At 54.3% G+C, this 19,469-nt stretch carries 17 protein-coding genes and 2 riboswitches; of the genes, 10 read left to right on the top strand and 7 right to left on the bottom strand.

What is annotated here, in order from left to right:
- Nucleotides 1-32 precede the first annotated feature (32 nt).
- The 4 genes from AYK82_RS16345 to ispH are packed head-to-tail and all read right to left on the bottom strand — an operon-like array spanning nt 33 to nt 3,343.
- Entirely contained in the window at nt 33-941 is a 909-nt protein-coding gene (locus tag AYK82_RS16345) for a diacylglycerol/lipid kinase family protein (RefSeq protein ID WP_068318551.1), read from the bottom strand.
- Between the two features lie 10 nt (nt 942-951).
- Complete coding sequence (rnhA, locus tag AYK82_RS16340; protein ID WP_068318550.1) at nt 952-1,398, bottom strand: ribonuclease HI; 447 nt, start codon at nt 1,396-1,398, stop codon at nt 952-954.
- Nucleotides 1,395-2,360, bottom strand: coding sequence for a homoserine kinase (locus AYK82_RS16335; protein WP_068318544.1), 966 nt, complete (start codon nt 2,358-2,360; stop codon nt 1,395-1,397). The genes rnhA and AYK82_RS16335 overlap by 4 nt, the downstream gene beginning before the upstream one ends.
- A gap of 2 nt (nt 2,361-2,362) precedes the next feature.
- On the bottom strand, nt 2,363-3,343 hold the full coding sequence (gene ispH, locus AYK82_RS16330) for a 4-hydroxy-3-methylbut-2-enyl diphosphate reductase (RefSeq protein WP_068318541.1): 981 nt from the start codon (nt 3,341-3,343) through the stop codon (nt 2,363-2,365).
- A gap of 243 nt (nt 3,344-3,586) precedes the next feature.
- On the opposite strand from ispH, the gene AYK82_RS16325 reads away from it, so the two are divergent.
- The 6 genes from AYK82_RS16325 (at nt 3,587) to AYK82_RS16300 (ending at nt 10,547) form a co-directional block, all read left to right on the top strand.
- Nucleotides 3,587-4,183 carry a hypothetical protein gene (locus AYK82_RS16325; protein ID WP_068318538.1) on the top strand — a complete coding sequence of 199 codons (597 nt, stop codon included), beginning with the start codon at nt 3,587-3,589 and terminating at the stop codon, nt 4,181-4,183.
- Nucleotides 4,184-4,280: 97 nt separating this feature from the next.
- Nucleotides 4,281-4,389: riboswitch (glycine riboswitch) on the top strand.
- Nucleotides 4,390-4,499: riboswitch (glycine riboswitch) on the top strand.
- 74 nt (nt 4,500-4,573) lie between these two features.
- The gene (gene gcvT / locus AYK82_RS16320; protein WP_068318537.1) at nt 4,574-5,719 is read left to right on the top strand and encodes a glycine cleavage system aminomethyltransferase GcvT; all 1,146 of its coding nucleotides are present in this window, start codon (nt 4,574-4,576) and stop codon (nt 5,717-5,719) included.
- A gap of 84 nt (nt 5,720-5,803) precedes the next feature.
- A complete protein-coding gene (gene gcvH / locus AYK82_RS16315; RefSeq protein ID WP_068318535.1) occupies nt 5,804-6,175 on the top strand; it encodes a glycine cleavage system protein GcvH in 372 nt (123 codons plus the stop codon).
- A gap of 135 nt (nt 6,176-6,310) precedes the next feature.
- On the top strand, nt 6,311-7,660 hold the full coding sequence (gene gcvPA / locus AYK82_RS16310; RefSeq protein WP_068318525.1) for an aminomethyl-transferring glycine dehydrogenase subunit GcvPA: 1,350 nt from the start codon (nt 6,311-6,313) through the stop codon (nt 7,658-7,660).
- The gene (gcvPB, locus tag AYK82_RS16305) at nt 7,657-9,225 is read left to right on the top strand and encodes an aminomethyl-transferring glycine dehydrogenase subunit GcvPB (RefSeq protein ID WP_068318522.1); all 1,569 of its coding nucleotides are present in this window, start codon (nt 7,657-7,659) and stop codon (nt 9,223-9,225) included. The genes gcvPA and gcvPB overlap by 4 nt, the downstream gene beginning before the upstream one ends.
- A gap of 140 nt (nt 9,226-9,365) precedes the next feature.
- Nucleotides 9,366-10,547 (top strand): glycosyltransferase family 61 protein, encoded by a 1,182-nt coding sequence (locus AYK82_RS16300; RefSeq protein WP_068318519.1) that lies wholly within the window; start codon nt 9,366-9,368, stop codon nt 10,545-10,547.
- Nucleotides 10,548-10,595: 48 nt separating this feature from the next.
- Here the strand turns inward: AYK82_RS16300 and AYK82_RS16295 are convergent, their stop codons facing one another.
- Nucleotides 10,596-11,474, bottom strand: a complete 879-nt coding sequence (locus AYK82_RS16295) for an alpha-1,2-fucosyltransferase (RefSeq protein ID WP_068318515.1) — start codon at nt 11,472-11,474, stop codon at nt 10,596-10,598.
- 434 nt (nt 11,475-11,908) lie between these two features.
- Between AYK82_RS16295 and tyrS the strand changes: the two genes are divergently transcribed.
- Nucleotides 11,909-13,183: a tyrosine--tRNA ligase gene (gene tyrS / locus AYK82_RS16290; protein ID WP_068318510.1), complete on the top strand. Its 1,275-nt coding sequence runs from the start codon at nt 11,909-11,911 to the stop codon at nt 13,181-13,183.
- Nucleotides 13,184-13,274: 91 nt separating this feature from the next.
- Here the strand turns inward: tyrS and AYK82_RS16285 are convergent, their stop codons facing one another.
- Nucleotides 13,275-15,158, bottom strand: coding sequence for a PhoX family protein (locus AYK82_RS16285; protein WP_068318504.1), 1,884 nt, complete (start codon nt 15,156-15,158; stop codon nt 13,275-13,277).
- 324 nt (nt 15,159-15,482) lie between these two features.
- On the bottom strand, nt 15,483-16,616 hold the full coding sequence (locus AYK82_RS16280; protein ID WP_068318501.1) for a site-specific DNA-methyltransferase: 1,134 nt from the start codon (nt 16,614-16,616) through the stop codon (nt 15,483-15,485).
- 417 nt (nt 16,617-17,033) lie between these two features.
- Between AYK82_RS16280 and AYK82_RS16275 the strand changes: the two genes are divergently transcribed.
- The 3 genes from AYK82_RS16275 to bioB all read left to right on the top strand — a co-directional run bounded on the left by AYK82_RS16275 (nt 17,034) and on the right by bioB (nt 19,347).
- Complete coding sequence (locus AYK82_RS16275) at nt 17,034-17,645, top strand: GntR family transcriptional regulator (protein WP_068318500.1); 612 nt, start codon at nt 17,034-17,036, stop codon at nt 17,643-17,645.
- A gap of 149 nt (nt 17,646-17,794) precedes the next feature.
- Complete coding sequence (locus tag AYK82_RS16270; protein ID WP_068318496.1) at nt 17,795-18,367, top strand: biotin transporter BioY; 573 nt, start codon at nt 17,795-17,797, stop codon at nt 18,365-18,367.
- Nucleotides 18,367-19,347 (top strand): biotin synthase BioB, encoded by a 981-nt coding sequence (gene bioB / locus AYK82_RS16265; RefSeq protein ID WP_082733995.1) that lies wholly within the window; start codon nt 18,367-18,369, stop codon nt 19,345-19,347. Before AYK82_RS16270 ends, bioB begins: the two co-directional genes overlap by 1 nt.
- Nucleotides 19,348-19,469: the final 122 nt, after the last annotated feature.

The following is a 19,469-nucleotide window of genomic DNA, read 5'->3' as shown; positions in this document are numbered from 1 at the left end:
GTCTTTTCCGTTTAATACCAGTGAGTTTCTTTTCACGTTCCAATGACAGGCAATGCGTTTGGCGCGCCATCAATAACCAATGGTGCCATGCCAAATGGCTCGCCATCCACTTGCACAGCAGCGCCAGTTCGGCAGGTAATGCGTGCGTTTTCTATTGGGATTTGCTTCAAGTAGGGACTATGTCGCCCTCGGCCAAACACCATGTGCTTGAAAACCCGTAGCAAGTTCAGCGGTGTATCACGCTGTACCATAATCAAGGTAAGCCCCGCGTGGCCACCATTTTGGTTTACCGCCAATCGGCTAAAGCCCGCATAATAGCCGGTGTTACAAATCATCGCCCAGCCGCAATTATAGCGCACGCCGTCCGCTTCAACCTTTAGTCGCGTTCTGGTCCGCTCCAGCAGCAGCCGCGCAGCCAGCAGCATATAAGCGAATTTTCCAAGGCGCCGTTTCATGCGAAAGGGCATAAGATGCACAATCTCCGCATCAAAACCTACTGACGCAGCGACAAAAAACGCTCTTCCATTGGCGATCCCATTATAAAGATTTGTGGTGTTGCCCTTGCATATGGCGCTGGCGATGTCCTCGATGGTTTGGGGCAGGCGCAAATCACGACAAATCGAGTTGCCGGTTCCAAATGGTACAATCGCAAGTGTCGGGCCACCGCGCCTTTCCTTCAGTGTGGCAGCGGCTTCATTTATCGAGCTGTCGCCCCCCGCAATCACCAGCACATCGGCATTGCTATCGGCACTAAAGCGCGCGATCTCGCCAGAGCGTTCAGTCATATGAAGACAAACATTCGCCCCTTGCGCGCGCAGTAACTCGGCCAGCCGCTCGAGTTTCGCCAAGGAGAAGCGCGATGCAGTTGGATTACCTACGATCTGCACCGCCTTTTGTGCCGCCTTTGTTTGTTCAGCGCATGTGTCGGGGGAGGGCGCCATCACGGTCCTTTTACTTTTGAAAGGGTTTCATTCCGCGGCGGGCCAATTCGTCGGCCTTCTCGTTTTCTTCAAGTCCGGCATGGCCTTTGACCCAGTGCCACTGCACTTGGTGTCGCTGCGCCGCGCTATCCAGCGCTTGCCATAGCTCAGCGTTCTTAACCGGCGAATTGGAGGCCGTGCGCCAGCCCTTGCGTTTCCAATTGTGCATCCACTGGGTGATGCCATTTTTAACATAGGCGCTATCTGTATAGAGGTCGACCTCGCAGGGGCGTTTCAGCGTATTCAGCGCTTCGATTGCCGCTTGCAGTTCCATGCGGTTGTTTGTGGTTGCCGGTTCGCCGCCACAAAGCTCTTTCTCGTGCGCGCCAAAACGCAGCAACACGCCCCAGCCACCCGGGCCGGGGTTTCCCGAACACGCGCCATCAGTCCACGCCTTTACCCGTTTGTCCTCGCTCATGCGTCAAGACCATAGGCGCTAGGTGAAACCACGGAGCGGTGGAAGCGGAGCTTGCCAAGATATTCCAATGGATCTTTCGGGGTTACCAAAGCGCCCTCCGGAACACGTAGCCAATCATAAAGACGGGTTAGCAAAAAGCGCAGCGCCGCCCCGCGGCACAGCACTGGCAATGCGGCCATTTCTGCGCTGCTTAAAGGGCGAACACTATTGTATCCGCTCAGCAGTGCCTTGGCCTTGGTCACATTGAACGCCCCGTCGAGCTCAAAACACCATGCATTCAGGCATATGGCAATGTCGTAGGCAAGACTATCATTGCACGCGAAGTAAAAATCGATCAGGCCCGACAGCGTCTCACCGATGAAAAACACATTGTCAGGGAACAAATCTGCATGAATAACCCCCTGCGGCAGATCCTGTGGCCACAATGCCTGCAATTGGGCCAGCTCGCCTTCCAGCTCTGCCACCAGTCCGCTGCGGACCTCGTCGCCGCGTGCGCGGCAATCGTCCAGAAGCGGTCCCCAACCGGAAACAGAAAGTGCATTGTCACGCTTCAGCGCAAAATCGGCCCCGATCACGTGCATTTGCGCCATGCCAGCGCCCAGTTCAAAGCAATGCGGCATTTTTGGTCGGCGCGTCCACACACCATTTAAAAAGCTCACCAGCGCCGCAGGGCGGCCAGCAAGCTCACCCAGCATCTTGCCGTCATTATTTATAAGCGGCGTCGGGCAGTTCAGCCCACCGGCAGCCAAATGCTGCATCAATCCAAGGAAGAATGGCAAGTCTGCCGGATCTACCCGCTTTTCATAGAGCGTGAGAATGTAACTGCCTCGCTCGGTCTGCACCAGATAGTTGGAGTTTTCGACCCCCTCGGCAATGCCCTTAAACGAGAGCAGCGCCCCCACATCATACGCGGCAAGAAACGCAGCGAGGTCTTCATCGGTTACATCAGTATAAACGGCCATGATTATCCAGAGGTGACTGGTGCATCGCGCAACTCGCGCGGCAAATTAAACGCAATATTTTCTTCTGCGGTTCTAACGGTTTTCAGGCAAACTTCAAAACGCTCGCGGAAGGCATCAATCACTTCTTCCACCAAAACTTCAGGTGCTGAAGCCCCGGCGGTGACGCCAAGCGTCTTGATCCCGTCAAACTGGCTCCAGTCGATTTCGCCCGCCCGCTGTAGCAAAAATGCCTTGTGGCAACCCTCGCGCGCGGCCACCTCGCGCAGTCGCTGCGAATTAGAGGAATTGGGAGCGCCAACCACAATTACTGCATCACATTGCCCGGCAATATGCTTCACAGCTTCCTGCCGGTTCGTGGTTGCATAGCAGATATCGTCCTTATGCGGCTGGGCGATATCAGGAAAGCGAGCGCTCAGCTCCGCCACGATTTCTGCGGTGTCATCAACTGAAAGGGTCGTTTGCGATATCCATGCCAGTTGCTTGCCGGTGCGCGGTTCATAGGTGCGCGCATCTTCCACCGTTTCGATCAGCGAAACGGTTCCCTCAGGCAACTGCCCCATGGTGCCGATTACTTCAGGATGACCAGCGTGGCCGATCAGAAGGATCTCACGGTCTCGTTTATTGTGCAAAATTGCTTCTTTGTGCACTTTGGAAACCAAGGGGCAGGTGGCATCGAGAAAGAACATTTCCCGGCGCTGCGCCTCGGCAGGTACCGACTTTGGCACGCCATGCGCAGAAAACACCACTGGCGCGCCATCATCGGGCACTTCGTCTAACTCTTCTACAAACACCGCGCCTTTATTCCGCAGTGATTCCACCACAAACTTGTTATGTACGATCTCGTGCCGCACATAGACAGGCGCGCCATACTTCTCCAACGCCAGCTCCACAATCTGGATAGCGCGGTCCACACCTGCGCAGAAGCCGCGCGGCGCACACAGCAGCAAATCAAGAGCGGGGCGGGGAAATACACCAGTTTGCATTTTCTGTTAGACCCTTTGAGGTTATTGCAAAGCAACTTCACTTGCCGGAATTGCAGGCTCTCTGTCAAGCTGGGAAGACACAAAGCAGCCCTGCGCCCCCTGATAGATATGGTATTCTGCCTATTTGCCAAGAAAAAACCTCGTTCTGCCACTCGCCAAACTTGCATCCTGTTGCTATAGAAAACGAAATCAATGATTTCCATAGGGCAGGAATCCGGCAGATGTAACGCCGGAAGGGGTAGCATGGCATTGAAACGGACAATCTCGAAAATCGCTGCAACGTGTGCAGTCACCAGCCTTTTGGCCGCTTGCGGCAGTTCTGGCTTTTCAGGCAGTGACTGGCTTGGCGGCTCTGACAAGCCTCAGGTTAAAGAGGCCGCAACCACCGCAGCTGCTGGTGACGGTGTGCCCCAGATTGATCCTGAAATCTTCCGCCCGGCTCCTTCTTGCCCAACTATTCGCGCCCTTCCCGGCGCCTCTCTTTTGCAAAAGTTCAAACGAGGTGGGGAGGACGATCCGCAGCAACTGTTGTTTCTTGCCAATATCTCGGACAGTTCGCGCACCTGTCACCGCGTCAATGGTGGTACGCAGGTTAAGCTTGGCCTTGCTGGGCGCGTAACGCCGGGGCCAGAATGGCAAGGCGGTGCAGCGTCGCTGCCGGTTCGTGTGGCTATTGTTAAATCTGGCAGTGATGAGAAGCCGGTTTACGCGCAGCTGTTTAAAGTGCCTGTTGAAATGCAGGCCGGCCAACCGGCTCAAACTTGGGTTAAAGTCGAAGAAAACATCGTAATCCCCAATGATGGCGGCTACGAGCTGATCTTTGGATTCGACGAGAAGTAAAAAACACGATACATACAATTGCGTAGCTGGTGAGTTCGGGCTTGCCAGCTATAGGGTCGGCAGCTGTTGATTGCCGGCGCCGCCGGTGTCAACCGGTTCACGACAAGCGGGAGAGAATCTCCCATGGCTCTAAAAAACTGGGCCAAGAGATCGCCGAAGGAGCAACCGCCCCGGAAACTCTCAGGCAAAAGGACCGCTCGTCGATCAACACTCTGGAAAGCAGGAGGCCTGCAAGGGTCCTCCTCACCGAAGGAGTAACCGGCTTGCCTAGGCAACGCTGGGAAATCTCTCAGGTTCTCGGGACAGAGGGGGCGCGTTAAGATCTGGCATCCTTTGCAAAAAGGAGGCTGTCTTAGCTCTATCGCGCCAACTGATCTTGAGGACCTTGGAATGACCGAGACGCCACCATCTCTCGCCTTTACCCCGCTTTATGATTTGCATGTTGAGCTTGGAGCCCGCATGGTACCCTTCGCCGGGTATTCAATGCCGGTGCAATACAAGCTCGGCATCATGAAAGAGCATCAGCACACCCGTGAAGCGGCGGGCCTCTTTGATGTTTCGCACATGGGGCAAGCTTTTTTGGTGGGGCCAGATCACGCCACCACCGCAGCCGCGCTGGAAGCTCTCGTTCCTTCCAATTTCAAAGAATTGAAGCCCGGCCGCCAGCGCTACACAGTGCTGCTTAATGAAGATGGCGGCATTCTTGATGATCTCATGGTCACGCGTCCTGCTGGCGAGGAAAACGATGGCCGCTTATACATTGTTGTCAATGCGGCCTGCAAGGAACAGGATTTCGCACACCTGCGTGCCAAACTGCCTGGGAATGTTGTTCTGGAAGAGCTGCCAGAACGTGCGCTGCTCGCCCTGCAAGGCCCCAAAGCTGCTGAAGTTATGGCCCTGCATGCGCCTCAGGCTGCAGAAATGGCATTTATGGCCTCTGAGGAAATGGAATTCGACGGCATCAAGGTGCATGTCTCTCGCTCTGGTTACACCGGCGAAGATGGCTACGAGATTTCTTGCCAAGCCGGCACAGCAGAGGCTATCGCCAAGGCTTTGCTTGCCGATGAACGCGTTGAAGCAATCGGCCTTGGTGCCCGTGATAGCCTGCGCGTAGAAGCAGGGCTGTGCCTCTATGGCCACGATATTACCGGTAAAACCACGCCGGTCGAAGGTAACATTACTTTCTGCATGCAAAAACGCCGCCGCGAACAAGGCGGCTTCCCCGGCGCCGCTCTCATCCAGAAGCAGCTGGTCGATGGGCCAAAAATCCTGCGCGTTGGCTTGAAAATCGAAGGCCGGGCACCAGCGCGAGAAGGCGCAGAAATCGTCTTGCCGGGCACAGATAAGGTCATCGGCGCACTCACATCCGGCGGATTTGCCCCAACAATGGGCGCACCAATCGCCATGGGCTATGTCCCCGCCGCCCATGCCCAAGATGGCACCAAGCTGGAAGTGCTTGTGCGCGGCAAGGCGCTTCCCGCCACCGTCACGGCCATGCCATTTGTGCCGCAGCGCTATTATCGCAAACCAGCTTAGGCTTAACAGGCTTTGGGCTTTGGCCCGCCACGCAAACAACCAAACCAACAAGCAAATAAACTCCTGAGACTTAAGGGAACAGCCATGAGCACTTACTTCACCAATGACCACGAGTGGATCCAAGTAGAAGGCGACACTGCCACCGTCGGTATCACCGATTACGCACAGGCCCAGCTCGGTGACGTGGTCTTCGTTGAACTGCCAGAAACGGGCAAAACTCTTGCCAAGGGCGATGAGGCAGCCGTTGTAGAATCCGTAAAGGCGGCCAGCGAAGTTTACGCCCCGCTTGATGGCGAAATTATTGAGGGCAATGAAGTGCTGGTTGATGAGCCTGCAAAAGTAAACGAAGAGCCGGAAGCTGGCGCGTGGTTCTTCAAGATGAAGCTTGCCAACACCGCTCAGCTGGAAGAGCTGATGAGCGCCGACGATTACAAAGCATTCGTCGATAGCCTCTAGGTGAAACGCCGGTTTTATCTGCCCGGCTTCATCTATCCGGTTTTACCAGCGAGGTGAGGCGCTTGCTTGAAACGCGAGCGTCTTGCTGCCGCTGCCAAGCGCCGCCCGCCACTCACGAGTTTTGGAGACACAAGTATGCGGTATCTTCCGCTCTCAGATAATGATCGCGCGGCCATGATGGCCCGTATCGGCATCGACGGTATCGATGAGCTGTTTGCCGATATCCCGCAGGACAAGCGCATTAAAGCACTGGAATCCCTGCCGAAACGCAAAACCGAGCTGGAGGTGGAGCGCCTGCTTTCCCGCATGGCCGCAAAAAACAGCGCCGCTGGCGATCAGCCGTTCTTCGTTGGTGCCGGTGCATATAAGCACCACGTGCCCGCAACGGTGGATCATCTGATCCAGCGCTCCGAGTTTCTCACCAGCTACACGCCCTATCAGCCGGAAATCACACAAGGCACACTGCAAGCGCTGTTTGAGTTTCAAACACAAGTAGCGGAGCTGACCGGCATGGATGTGGCCAACGCCTCCATGTATGACGGCTCCACCGGCACTGCCGAAGCCGTTCTCATGGCCCACCGCGTGACCCGTAAGAAAAAAGCCGTGATCTCTGGTGGTCTTCATCCGCAATACCGCGAGGTTGTCGAGGGCATTTCCGCCCAGCTGCCCGGCGCATCCGTTGTTGCTCTGCCAGCTGATCCATATGGCACAGAAGATATTTTGGCGCAGATCGACGACGATACCTCCTGTGTGGTGGTACAATCTCCCTCCTTCTATGGCCAGTTGATCGATCTAAAGCCGATCGCAGAAAAAGCCCATGACCACAAAGCGTTGCTCATTGCTGTGTTTACAGAGGTTGTCTCCCTCGGCCTGATCGAAAGTCCCGGCGTCCAAGGGGCAGATATCGTCGTTGGCGAGGGGCAGTCTATTGGCAACGCGCTGAATTTCGGCGGCCCATACGTGGGTCTGTTCGCGACAAGGCAGAAATACGTTCGCAACATGCCCGGTCGTGTCTGTGGTGAAACAGTGGATGCAGAAGGCAAGCGCGGGTTTGTGCTCACCCTATCCACCCGCGAGCAGCACATTCGCCGCGATAAAGCCACCTCTAACATTTGCACCAACTCCGGCCTGTGTGCGCTGGCATTTTCCATTCATATGACCATGCTCGGCGGTTTGGGCCTCAATAAGCTGGCTCGCATTAACCACCACAATGCAGTCAAACTGGCCGATGCCCTTGGCGCTGTTGAGGGTGTGGAGGTACTGAACAAAGCCTTCTTTAACGAGTTCACCATCAAAGTGCCCGCAGATGCCAATGATGTGATTGAAGCCCTGGCGGTCAATGGCGTGCTGGGCGGTGTACCCGTTTCGCGTTTGTTGCCGGATCAGCCGGACGTGGCGCAGTTAATCACCGTTGCTGCAACTGAAACCAACACACAAGACGATATTGACGCCTACGCGGCAGCTTTGAAGGAGGTGCTGGCATGAGCATGAACACGCAAGGCCGCCCAACGGCTCCAGCCGGTGCAGCGCTTGGTGAACAGCGTAAAACCTTCACCGGCAATCGCGCGCTGGATATGGAAGAGCCGCTCCTGTTCGAGCTTGGCCACTGGAACATCTGTGGTGTAGATCTGGACGAGCCGGAAGAGTTTAGTCCGCGCCTTGGCAACCATGCCCGCCAAAGCGAAATTGCGCTCCCTGCTTTCACCGAGCCGGAAACCATGCGCCATTATGTGCGTCTTTCGCGTATGAATTACGCCATTGATGCAGGTTTATACCCGTTGGGTTCCTGCACTATGAAGCACAACCCGCGCCTCAACGAAAAGCTAGCCCGTCTTGCCGGTTTTGCCGATCTGCACCCACTGCAGCCGGTATCCACCGCCAGCGGCGCGTACGAGTTGATCGACATGCTGGCCGAATGGCTGATGCAGCTCACAGGCACCACCGCCGTTGCCATGAGCCCGAAAGCTGGCGCCCATGGCGAGCAGTGTGGCATGATGGCCATCAAGCAGGCCCTGCTGGCCCGCGGTGAACAACGTTCCATCGTGCTGGTTCCAGAAAGTGCTCATGGCACCAACCCAGCCACCGCCGCCCTCATTGGCTACAAGGTGGTTGCCGTGCCCGCGCGCGATGATGGCACCGTGGACCCGCAAGCCGTAGCCGACAAGCTAAAAGAGCACGAAGGTGAAGTGGCAGCCCTTATGCTGACCAACCCCAACACCTGCGGCCTCTTCGAGCCGCAAGTGGTCGAGATCGCTAACCTGATCCATGAGGCAGGTGCATATTTCTACTGCGATGGCGCCAACTTCAACGCCATCGTTGGCAAAGCACGCCCGGGGGATCTGGGCATTGATGCCATGCACATCAACCTGCACAAAACCTTCTCCACGCCCCATGGCGGCGGTGGCCCGGGCTCCGGTCCGGTGGTGTTGTCACAGCGCTTGGCACCATTTGCGCCGCTTCCATTCATTCGCCGCACCGATGAAGGGCTAGAACTGGTGGAGAACACCAGTCAATTGGTAGAGGGTGAGCAGCCCTTTGGCCGCATGACAGCGTTCCATGGACAAATGGGCATGTTCGTGCGGGCACTGGCCTACATGCTTTCCCATGGCTCAGATGGTCTGCAACAGGCTTCAGAAGATGCGGTGCTGAATGCCAACTACGTGCGTGTTGGCCTGCAAGATCTGATGAGCTTGCCTTACGGTGAAAAGCCTTGCATGCACGAAGTGCTGTTTGATGACACCTTCCTCAAAGATACCGGTGTAACCACGCTGGATTTCGCCAAGGCGATGATTGATGAAGGCTATCACCCCATGACCATGTACTTCCCGCTGGTTGTACATGGGGCCATGCTTATCGAACCAACAGAATCAGAAAGCCGTGCATCGCTGGATCTGTTTGTCGCCACCCTGCGTGATCTTGTGATCTCAGCTAAGGAAGGGGACACCAGCCGCTTTGAGGGCGCACCATTCCACGCTCCGCGCCGCCGTTTGGACGAAACCGCCGCAGCCCGTAAACCCTTGCTGAAATGGACAGCCCCAACCGCTGGGTAATTCATAAACGTAAATTCCTGCCTCGCGCGTTTATGGCGTGCGGGGTAGGGGCCTTGTTGCCTCCCTAATTTTCTCCGGTTTGCCATTTTATTCTAAATAGCCAACCCTGCTGCTCAAGATAAAGAAGCATGGGCAGGCGTATGCGAAAAGCACCTTATTGGCGTAGCTGGATTCCAACCTCCCGCCAAATTAGGCATGCAATGGCGGCGCGCGTGCCGATCGTCTCGCCGTGGTTGGCTCGTCAGCTGAACTGCACTGCTTTCAACCCCGCTTGGTCACGAGCGGCCACGCTGCTGTACCAACAAAACCAACCGCAAGAACTGTCACTCTCGCCATCCACTAGGGTTTTCTTCGAAGCGCACGGCCAATTGGAACGTGCCCGCTATGGGCAGATTGTACCTTCTGCAAAAGACAACTTCACGCTTTATGATCTGGGTGCTGGCTACATTTATGGGCACACGGGTGCGGCTTATTCCTTCGCAGCCAAAGGGCAAACGAGGGAGATTGGTGCCAACACCGCGCGCCTACGACGATTGAAAACACGACGCCTTAACGGGCGGGCACTCAACTTTATGGGATTGCAGAGTGGGCATCGGCACTACTACCACTTCCTCATGGATTATCTGCCTTACCTGCTCACGGTACTGCAGGATTTCGCATGGCAAAATGAACCGCTAACGCTCGTTGTCAGGCCGGACTTATCGCCAATGCAGGAGCGGCTTTTCGCCTATCTTTGCGAGTTTTACCCTAAGCTAAATCTGCTTAAATTGGCCAATAACAACCGCTTGGAGGCTGTGCATATCTGGCAGTTGAATTATGATAATCCTTGCGAATTTCGCCGTCCGGCCTCCAAAGAAAAGGCAGAACTGCTTCGCAAAACAGTACTGGCCGCCTTTGAGGTCTCTCCTTGCAGTGAGCCGTGGCGCAAGCTGTATATTAGCCGCGCAGATGCCCGCATTCGTAACCTGCTGAATGAGGCGGAGTTTTTACCACAGCTTAAATCCCGCGGGTTTGAAATCATTCGCGCAGCCGAACTCAGCATCAAAGCACAGCTCAAGCTGTTTGATGAGGCGAGGCTGGTCGTCGCCCCACATGGTGCCGGATTGACGAACATGCTGTTCACTCAAAATGGCGGGGCTGTCATCGAGCTTTTTCCCGGCGACTATGTGCAAAGCGCCTTTGCGTGGCTGGCTACCGTGAAAGAGCATCAATATACCCCCATTTTAGGCGAGCGCAGCCAAGCCCATCAACATTTCACCCTTTCAGATAAGGCCCAAGGAGATCTGCTCGCTGCTTGCGACACGCTTCTAGAACACATCTAGGCACCTTTAGTAAGCAGCCGTGCGCTGTGCGAGCCCGCACAATGCGGCTCAGCGCGGCGGCAGCCTTTGCCACTCCGGCGGCAACAATTTATCCTCATCCATGCTGCCATCGGCAAACCAACAATCCGGTGCGATGATTTGTTTTTCTGGATTTTGATTTAGAAATGCCGCCCACCAGCTGAAGCTGCTATTGGCAATAATAGCATGCTTGCATTCGGCCATCAGCATCAAGTCTTCATGATCCCGTCCATCACCTATTATTGGCACGACGTTGGCGTTAGCAAGATCACTAAATGCTTGCCGCACCCACAGCGGATCATCGGAGAACAGGAAAAAACGCAGATCAGGTCCATTCTGTTGCATCCGGTTGATCGCGGCCCGGTAATACCCGAGCGAGCAGCTACCAAACTTTCGCATCACTTCAGGACTGAGATAATCCCCCCTCCGCACATGCAGGACAACACTGGATCCCTGTTTAATCTGGCTAAGTAGATGCTGTCGAGCCGGGTGCAGTGGCTTTGTGAGGCATATTTCCTCCTGCAGGGCTTTGCGAACCTCACTGGCATGGCAATATTGCTGGAAAAAACCATCGACATATCCCGGTAAGTGTACATCCACTTTCTCAGGGGAGCGATGCCAGTACTTTTCCGCCGTTACCCGGCGCCGATAGGGTGGCCAAAACCGGCGCAACTGTCGCACCTTCCTATCAAATTGTCGCGCAGGTCTCAGCACTTGGTAGATCTCCTCGTGAGAGGCCAGCTGTGCCTTAATGGCAAAATCACGCAGAAGCAATTCACGATCATAGGTTGTCGTGTAACTCGCGCCATCTAATCGCAACGGACAATTGTGGCGTAGCGCCAGTTTGCGACCCAAAGCATATTGAAACAGCTGGTTTCCCAGTCCGCCGCGCATTCGCATGATAATCATCGCCGCTGCCTCGAATCCTAGAATAGCCCTACCTATGGAAAGCCAGAGGTAAATTACATGAGCTGTTACACTAACAAGGTGGCACTTACGCAAAAGCCCTGCTTATTGAGAGTGGGTGTCTGCCAAAGCGAAGCGCCGAAGCTGGTACTGGCAATGATGTGCTGAAATGCTGTGCAAAACCATTGGCCATCTAGCAAGTCCTGCCAAGATCGAGTGTTGACAGTGACCGCCCAAACCGCCATATACTGCGGCCATGAGCACGAGCAATAACCAGATTCTGTCCCGCCCACTTGCGATGGACTTTTATTACGCAGCCAACATATAGGCGGCCGCGTTCACGATATTGCTTAGCAAACAAACGAGAACATCAAGCCGCCGCGTAGGCGGCTTAAGTGTTTCTAAGGCTCCTACGCAGCGCCAAGGAGCCCTGAAACATGAATATGCCAATCGTTGATACCACCCGCAGCTTCAAACCAAAATCCGAAGCACTCTCCATTCTAATCGAGCGCGGGTTTCTGCATCAATGCACCGACCTAGAAGCCCTCGACGCCAAGCTAAGCGCCGGGCCGGTCACCGCCTACGCAGGCTTTGATGCCACAAGTGACAGCCTGCATGTTGGGCACCTCTTGCCAATGATGGCCATGCGCTGGCTGCAAAAAACCGGCAACACTCCGATCTTGCTCATGGGTGGCGGCACCACCCGCATTGGAGATCCAAGCTTTCGCAGTGAAAGCCGTCCCATGCTCGATCAAGACCAAATCGCCACCAACATAGAGGCGATAAGAGCAACAGTTGAGCGTCTATTCGATACAGGCCCTAAAGGGGCACAGATCGTCGACAATGCCGAATGGCTCACAGACTTCCGCTTCCTCGAATTCCTACAGGATTTCGGCGCACACTTCACAGTGAACCGCATGCTTACCTTTGATAGTGTACGCGCGCGGCTGGAGGCGCATCAGCCACTTTCTGTCCTCGAGTTCTGCTACATGATGTTGCAAGCCGTTGACTTTGTAGAACTGGCCAAACGGCACGACTGCTGCCTGCAAGTGGGCGGCTCCGATCAATGGGGCAACATTGTTAATGGTGTGGATCTTGGCCGCCGTGCAGGCCGCCAGTTGTTTGGCCTGACATTGCCGCTGCTTACCACCGCCTCTGGCAGCAAAATGGGTAAAACCAATGAAGGGGCCGTCTGGCTAAACGCCGAGCGTCTCTCCGCCTTCAATTTCTGGCAGTTTTGGCGTAACACCGCAGACGGCGATGTCATTCGCTACCTCAAACTCTTTACCGAATTGCCAATGAGCGAGATCAACCGCCTCGCTCAGCTGCAAGGCGAAGAGCTGAACGAAGCCAAACGCGTGCTGGCCACATCCGTAACCATCATTGTGCATGGTGCGCGCGCCGCAGCTTCAGCGGTGGAGCAGGCCGATGCGCTGTTCAATGGTAACAACATCGATGAAACCAAGCCAACCCATTACCTCGCGCTTGGCGATCTTGCTAAGCGGCTGGGTTTGCTGGAGCTTTTGGTTAAAACCGGCTTCGCCACGTCAAATTCCGAGGCCCGCCGATTGGTGACATCTGGCGCCGTTCGCCTTAACAATCGTATCGAGATGCAGGAAAATCGCTTTATCTCGGAGGGCGATATCCAAGTGGGCAACCAACTCACCCTTTCGGTCGGCAAGCGCCGCCGAGCGCTGGTCGCTTTCGTATAGCACAAGGGAGGGCAGAGCCTCCGCGAAACTAAATAGCTCTCCCCTGCTGAATGGTAGGGGAGAGCTTTGTTTGCAATTACATCACTGGCCTCTAGCCGATGGTTTCGCCGTCGCGGCGCCAAACAGCCACAACCGAAGAGCGCGGCTTGCCAGCACCGTCAGGCCATGAGCCGCCCGGGTGCTGAACGCCAACAAAAGCGACTTTCTTATCAGCAGACCAGCAAAGGCCGGTTACTTCTGCCCCTTTTGGCACGGTCATAAAGCGGACAATTTCGCCGCTTTCCGGGTCACCAACCAGCATCTGGTTGTTACCCATGCCCGCATAATCGCCTTCATTATTGTCCTTGCCATCCGTTTGGATCCACAACTTGCCATCGGAAGAAAACGCCATGCCATCCGGCGAATTAAACATGTTGCCTTCGTTGATGTTGCTCGACCCAGCATAAGCATCACTATGAACGCTCGGATTACCTGCCATCACGTACAGATCCCAAGTGAAGCTGTCCGCTGCGTGATTTTCGTCAGCTGGGCGCCAGCGCACAATCTGCCCATAATTGTTGGTATTGCGCGGGTTCGGACCATTCACGGCAGTATCATCGCCACCAGCATTCGGCTTTTTACCGCGGTTTTTGTTGTTGGTCAGCGCGCAGTATGCCTCGGCTTTGAGCGGGTTGGTCGCGACCCATTCAGGGCGATCCATGGTGGTGGCACCAACGCTTGAGGCCGCCATACGGGTGAAGCACAAAATAGAGGCGGCATCCATGCCGGTGGTCTCTGGTGTGAGAGCCAGCCACTCGCCGCTCTGGTCGTCGTTAAACTTGGCCACATAGAGCTGGCCATTATCCAAAAGCCCTTCAGGAGATTGCCCCGGCGCCCAGGTGTCATTTGAAACGTAGCGATAGAGGTATTCGCCGCGCTCGTCATCGCCCAAATACACCACAACACGGCCATCCGCCGCATGCACCATCTCAGCATTTTCATGCTTGAAACGGCCAAGAGCTGTGCGTTTCACCGGCGTGCTGTTCGGATCCAGCGGGTTAATCTCGGTAATAAACCCGTGGCGATGCGGTTCGTTTGGCTCCTTCGAGATATCGTAGCGTTCATCAAACTTTTCATAGGCATAACGGCTCTCGCCTTTAATGCCATAGCGCTTGTAACCTTCGCCTTCCGGCATATCCCCACTGGCACCAAAATAGCCGTTGAAGTTTTCTTCGCAAGTTAGATAAGTGTTCCACAGGGTCTTGCCCGAACCGCAGTTGTTCATCGTGCCCTTGACCGTTTTGCCTGCCGGGTCCGCTTTGGTCTGTACCAGCGGATGCCCTGCCAACGGGCCGGCGAGCACCATTTCGGTCTCGTGCGTAATGCGGCGGTTGTAAGGGCTATCAACCACAACAGCGTAGCCTTCGCCGGAGTTGGCCACTTCCATCACGGTCACGCCCTGCAGGTTCTTTAGCAGTTGCACTTCCTCTGCATTGCGCGGCGTACCTTCCGCTTCAGCAGGCAGGTTGATCTTCGGGTTCACATATTCGGAGTTGACGGTGATGATCTCTTTGCCATCAACGCTAAACAGCTCCATGCCGTCGGTGTTTTCGCCAAAGACCTTGTCGGAGAATTCAAGTGAAACGCCGTTTTCCGCTGAATAGGCACCGTTTGCCTGCGACCACAGCGCATCACCCCAACGCACCAGCACCTTGCTCTCGTATCCTTCAGGTACGTGGATCGCGTTGTCAGTCGCAATGCTGATCGGTTCAAAAGCGAATGCGCCCGAGCCGCCTGCATGTGACATGGATGTGGAAGAAAACAAACCAGCGCCAAATACCGCAGCGCCCGAACCAAATGCAAGCGCGCCGCCCAAGAAATCCCGGCGGGAAATTGCCCGCTCGACAACTTGGTCAAACTGGTTTTCAGAAGGGCGTGGGTCACGGTGCTCGTCAAACTCGTCCCATGACAGGTCAATAAGTGATTTATCAGACATAAAAATACCTAGCTATCCTGAGGTTTTGCTGGGAGTCGATAGAAAAAATCGACTTGTTTAATAGCTATTTCACCTAATAGAGGACTGTGTAATCACGATGACAGTTTGTAACTATTAAAACTAATATTTGTCCTATGAAATATTATAACTTGATTTGTGTATTCATATATAGGCGTGTGGCAAATAATGATGATTAATTATAAGTATAGTTTCCCGGCAAAGCTATAGTTTACTTATTTGTATAAGAAAAAGCCCCCTTAGCTTGCGCTAAGGGGGCAGTTGGTCAGGTCAGTTTGGAAGATGAACCTTTCGGCTCGCAGTTAATTATTGTGTGCTTGGCATATTGGAGCGAATGATGGATCGCAGCGCATCCACTGGCTCAAGATCGCTGCCGCGTTGAACATGCCAGAAGGTCCAGCCATTGCAGGCCTGCTGCCCTTGCACCAGCGCACCGACTTTGTGAATGGAGCCAGCATGCTCGCCGCAAATCAACGAGCCGTCAGCCCGCACTTTCGCTTTAAAGCGTCCGCGCGCGTCAGTAAGCACCGTTCCCGGTTTTAGCAAACCAGTTTCCAGAAGGTTGCCAAAGGGGACCCGTGGCTGCGCCCGCTTGCCTTTAATCATCTGTAACTCGTCGTCATTGGCCGGTGTTACAGCGTCAATACGTTTAGTGGCGGCCTCAATATAGGCATCTTCCCGTTCAATACCAACAAAATGACGCCCCAGCTTCTTCGCCACAGCGCCGGTTGTCCCGGTGCCAAAGAAGGGGTCAAGCACCACATCGCCCGGGTTAGAAGTAGCCATAAGCACACGATAAAGCAGGCTCTCCGGCTTTTGTGTCGGGTGCACTTTATCGCCCTTGTCGTCTTTCAGACGTTCAGAGCCCGTGCACAGCGGCAACACCCAATCAGAGCGCATCTGTAAGTCGTCGTTAAACGTCTTCATCGCGTCATAGTTAAAGGTTGGCTTCGCCTTTTGAGAAAGGCTGGCCCAAATCATTGTTTCATGCGCATTGGTGAAGCGTTTGCCCCGAAAATTCGGCATGGGGTTAGACTTCAACCAGATCACGTCATTGTTGATCCAGAATCCAAGATCCTGCATCAGCGCACCAACGCGAAAAATGTTGTGGTAAGAGCCAATTACCCAAAACGAGCCATTTGGTTTCAGTACCCGGCGAACAGCGCTCAGCCAAGCGCGGGTAAACTCGTCATAGGCTTGGAAACTGTCAAACTGGTCCCAGTGATCGTCGCAGGCATCCACTTTGGAATGGTCAGGACGATGCAAATTCCCCCCCAATTGCAAATTGTAGGGCGGATCGGCGAACACCACATCAACACTGTTGTCAGGCAGGCGGTTGAGTGTTTCCACACAGTCGCCTTTGATGATGGAATCCAGCCACTCGGACTCTTTGGAGAATTGGGGTGCCTCGGTGGACACCCCTTTACGCAGTACTCTCATTGCGACGCATTACCTCACGCAAATTACGAGTGTACTTTTGCCCCCATATGGTAAATCAGAGGTTAATCTTCAGCGGCTTTAAATCTTTGAGAATCAATGATTTATTCACTTTTGCGAATTCTGGTGAGTAAGTTAACCCGTGTTAAGCAATGCCCCGCGAAAACCCTAGGGCAATAGTTACTGCGCCATTAACCTATGCGTTTTCGTGGCCGCGAAACTTTTTTTCCAAATCAAGGGCGAAGTTGGAAACGCGCAACTTTTTCTTGAATTTTTGGATATCCAAGGCAACGCATTAAGCGCCACCACTCGCCTCTTGCAGATAAGCTAACGTAGATTTCCTCAGGAAACCCCCTTAGGGGTGCCGGTCTAAACATTGCAAGTCTTGCTCTGCCCATTGCCTGCGATTATCCATAGACCATGGCCGAGCAAGTAAACCCAACCCATTCCAATCAGATCTTTGCAGCCCTGCGCGAAGAGATCATTCGTGGCACTCTGGCGCCCGGCGAAAAGCTGCGTCAGGATCACATCGCAGCCCGTTTTGCTACCAGCCATGTGCCGGTTCGCGAAGCGTTGCTCCGCCTTGTTGCCACAGGACTGGCAACATCAGAGCCACGGCGCGGGGTGCGTATTGCGCCGCTAGACCCACAGGAGCTGGGGGACGTGGTGGAGATGCGCACAGCGCTGGAAACCATGGCGCTAAAGCATGCCATGGCAAAAATGAAGGCATCGCATCTAAAAGGTATCGAGCAAGCCATGCTCGCTTGCGATCGGGCCACTTCGGCCATGGAGCAGGATCGTTGGAACCGCGCTTTTCACTATGGCTTGGTTGCAGCCTGCGCTATGCCGCGTCTGCTTGAAACCATCGAGCATCTTCAGCTTATCAGTGCGCGTCACTTTAACGTCAATTGGAAAGACAGTTGGAAACAAACAGTTGATCGCGACCATCACTTGATCTTTCAGCTCGTTAAACAAGGCGAAACTGTAGCGGCACAAGCCGCACTGGCAAGACACCTGCAAAAAATTCGATAAATTATCTATAAAATTCACACAAGACCATACTTGCATCACCATTTGGTATATAGATGGGCCTTTAAGCTTGCGTTGAATTGGAAAATATAGATAAAAATAGACTTCACCGATGTGATTCCTGTTATTATCTATAAAATGAAAGCGACAACATGGCATTATCATATGCGTCAAACAGCTTATCTCTGTCAGCGCGCGTGACCCGCGTTTTGGCGATGGTCGCCATTCTTTCTTTAAGTGCAAAGCTGCAAGTGCCGTTTTGGCCCGTGCCGATGACCATGCAAACCGCTGCGGTTTTTGCACTCGCGGCTATAATGGGTCCGCAGCTCGCGGTGCAGGGGTTTGTAGCCTATCTGTTGGCAGGCGCGGTTGGCTTACCGGTCTTTGCAGGTACGCCTGAAAAAGGCATTGGCCTTGCCTATATGGTCGGCCCGACTGGTGGGTACTTGCTCGGGTTCCTACTGGCGACAATACTAGCCAGCTTTGCCGCGAGCAAAGGGCGGCTACACCTTGCTCTTTCCATGCTTGCTGGCCTTGCATTGGTATACTTGTTTGGCCTGATTTGGCTGGCAAACTGGGTGCCGAGTGATAAGCTCCTTGCCGTAGGTATGACCCAGTTTATCCTCGGGGACTTGGTTAAGTTGACGCTGGCCTTCACCCTCGCGGTTGCTTTGCCTAGCCGCCTCACACAGCGTTTGCAGGGCAAAACAGGGACAGACGTCTAATGTTGCATGCGCTTGCGAATGGAGAAGAGGCAGCAGCAGCTGTCTCATCTCCCAAGGTGACAGGAACCGCTGTTGAGCAGTTACTGCGCCTTCCGATCCTCGAGCTGCTGGCCCGGGCCAATTCTATCCATATTGCCAACCATGATCCAAATGACATCCAGAAGGCCAGTCTTCTCTCCATAAAAACAGGCGGATGCCCTGAGGATTGTGCCTATTGCCCCCAATCGGCGCATCACCGTGAGGTCTCTTTGACAAAAGAGCACCTGATGCAGCCGCAGATTGTTGTTGCCCTAGCCAAAAAAGCAAGAGCGGCTGGGGCTGAGCGTTTTTGTATGGGGGCAGCTTGGCGCAAGGCGCGCGATGGAAGAGAGTTTGATGCGGTGCTGGAAATGGTTCGCGGCGTTAACGCGCTTGGTATGGAAAGCTGTGTGACGCTTGGTATGCTTGAACCCCATCACGCCCAGCAACTCGCCGAGGCCGGTCTCACCGCCTACAATCATAATCTGGATACAAGTCCCGAGTTCTATGGCAACATTATCGGCACCAGAACCTATCAGGATCGCTTGCAAACGCTGGACTATGTGCGCAAGGCAGGCGTAGAAATCTGTTGTGGTGGCATTATCGGCATGGGGGAAAGCTGGCAGGATCGTGCCCAGCTGTTGGCGGTACTCGCCAACTTCTCTCCGCCCCCTGAAAGCGTACCGATAAACAAGCTAATTCCGGTGGCAGGCACTCCACTTGCCGATCAACCGCCAGTGCCCGCACTGGATTTGGTGCGCATGATTGCAGCTGCGCGTATCATTATGCCTCGGTCTCGGTTGCGCTTGTCTGCCGGAAGGGATGATCTCACCCTCTCAGAACAACTACTTTGCTTCATGGCAGGCGCAAATTCGATCTTCTTTGGTGATGTGTTGCTAACAGCGCCAAACGCATCTGAAAATGCAGATTCACAGTTGCTCGATGCCATAGCCGCGCTCTAGCTTTCGTCGCAGGAGAAATAATTTTACAATCTATACTTGTATGAATCTTGGATTTGCAACAATATCCAGTTTTCTATTAATCAATCCTATGCGTTGTCACAAGGTTTGCGCACCCTTCACAC

The organism is Polycladidibacter hongkongensis, from assembly GCF_001561995.1.
In the GTDB taxonomy this organism is placed as follows: domain Bacteria; phylum Pseudomonadota; class Alphaproteobacteria; order Rhizobiales; family Stappiaceae; genus Pseudovibrio; species Pseudovibrio hongkongensis.
The sequence above is the reverse complement of the archived record's forward strand: the minus strand, read 5'-3'. Positions and strand labels throughout refer to the sequence as shown.

Coding starts and splice junctions, on each gene's coding strand:
- gcvPB (WP_068318522.1), top strand. CDS start 7,657: ATGAGCATGAACACGCAAGGCCGCCCAACGGCTCCAGCCGGTGCAGCG.
- tyrS (WP_068318510.1), top strand. CDS start 11,909: ATGAATATGCCAATCGTTGATACCACCCGCAGCTTCAAACCAAAATCC.
- gcvPA (WP_068318525.1), top strand. CDS start 6,311: ATGCGGTATCTTCCGCTCTCAGATAATGATCGCGCGGCCATGATGGCC.
- bioB (WP_082733995.1), top strand. CDS start 18,367: ATGTTGCATGCGCTTGCGAATGGAGAAGAGGCAGCAGCAGCTGTCTCA.
- AYK82_RS16285 (WP_068318504.1), bottom strand. CDS start 15,158: ATGTCTGATAAATCACTTATTGACCTGTCATGGGACGAGTTTGACGAG.
- rnhA (WP_068318550.1), bottom strand. CDS start 1,398: ATGAGCGAGGACAAACGGGTAAAGGCGTGGACTGATGGCGCGTGTTCG.
- AYK82_RS16300 (WP_068318519.1), top strand. CDS start 9,366: ATGCGAAAAGCACCTTATTGGCGTAGCTGGATTCCAACCTCCCGCCAA.
- AYK82_RS16280 (WP_068318501.1), bottom strand. CDS start 16,616: ATGAGAGTACTGCGTAAAGGGGTGTCCACCGAGGCACCCCAATTCTCC.
- AYK82_RS16335 (WP_068318544.1), bottom strand. CDS start 2,360: ATGGCCGTTTATACTGATGTAACCGATGAAGACCTCGCTGCGTTTCTT.
- AYK82_RS16270 (WP_068318496.1), top strand. CDS start 17,795: ATGGCATTATCATATGCGTCAAACAGCTTATCTCTGTCAGCGCGCGTG.
- gcvT (WP_068318537.1), top strand. CDS start 4,574: ATGACCGAGACGCCACCATCTCTCGCCTTTACCCCGCTTTATGATTTG.
- AYK82_RS16295 (WP_068318515.1), bottom strand. CDS start 11,474: ATGATTATCATGCGAATGCGCGGCGGACTGGGAAACCAGCTGTTTCAA.
- AYK82_RS16345 (WP_068318551.1), bottom strand. CDS start 941: ATGGCGCCCTCCCCCGACACATGCGCTGAACAAACAAAGGCGGCACAA.
- ispH (WP_068318541.1), bottom strand. CDS start 3,343: ATGCAAACTGGTGTATTTCCCCGCCCCGCTCTTGATTTGCTGCTGTGT.
- AYK82_RS16275 (WP_068318500.1), top strand. CDS start 17,034: ATGGCCGAGCAAGTAAACCCAACCCATTCCAATCAGATCTTTGCAGCC.
- gcvH (WP_068318535.1), top strand. CDS start 5,804: ATGAGCACTTACTTCACCAATGACCACGAGTGGATCCAAGTAGAAGGC.
- AYK82_RS16325 (WP_068318538.1), top strand. CDS start 3,587: ATGGCATTGAAACGGACAATCTCGAAAATCGCTGCAACGTGTGCAGTC.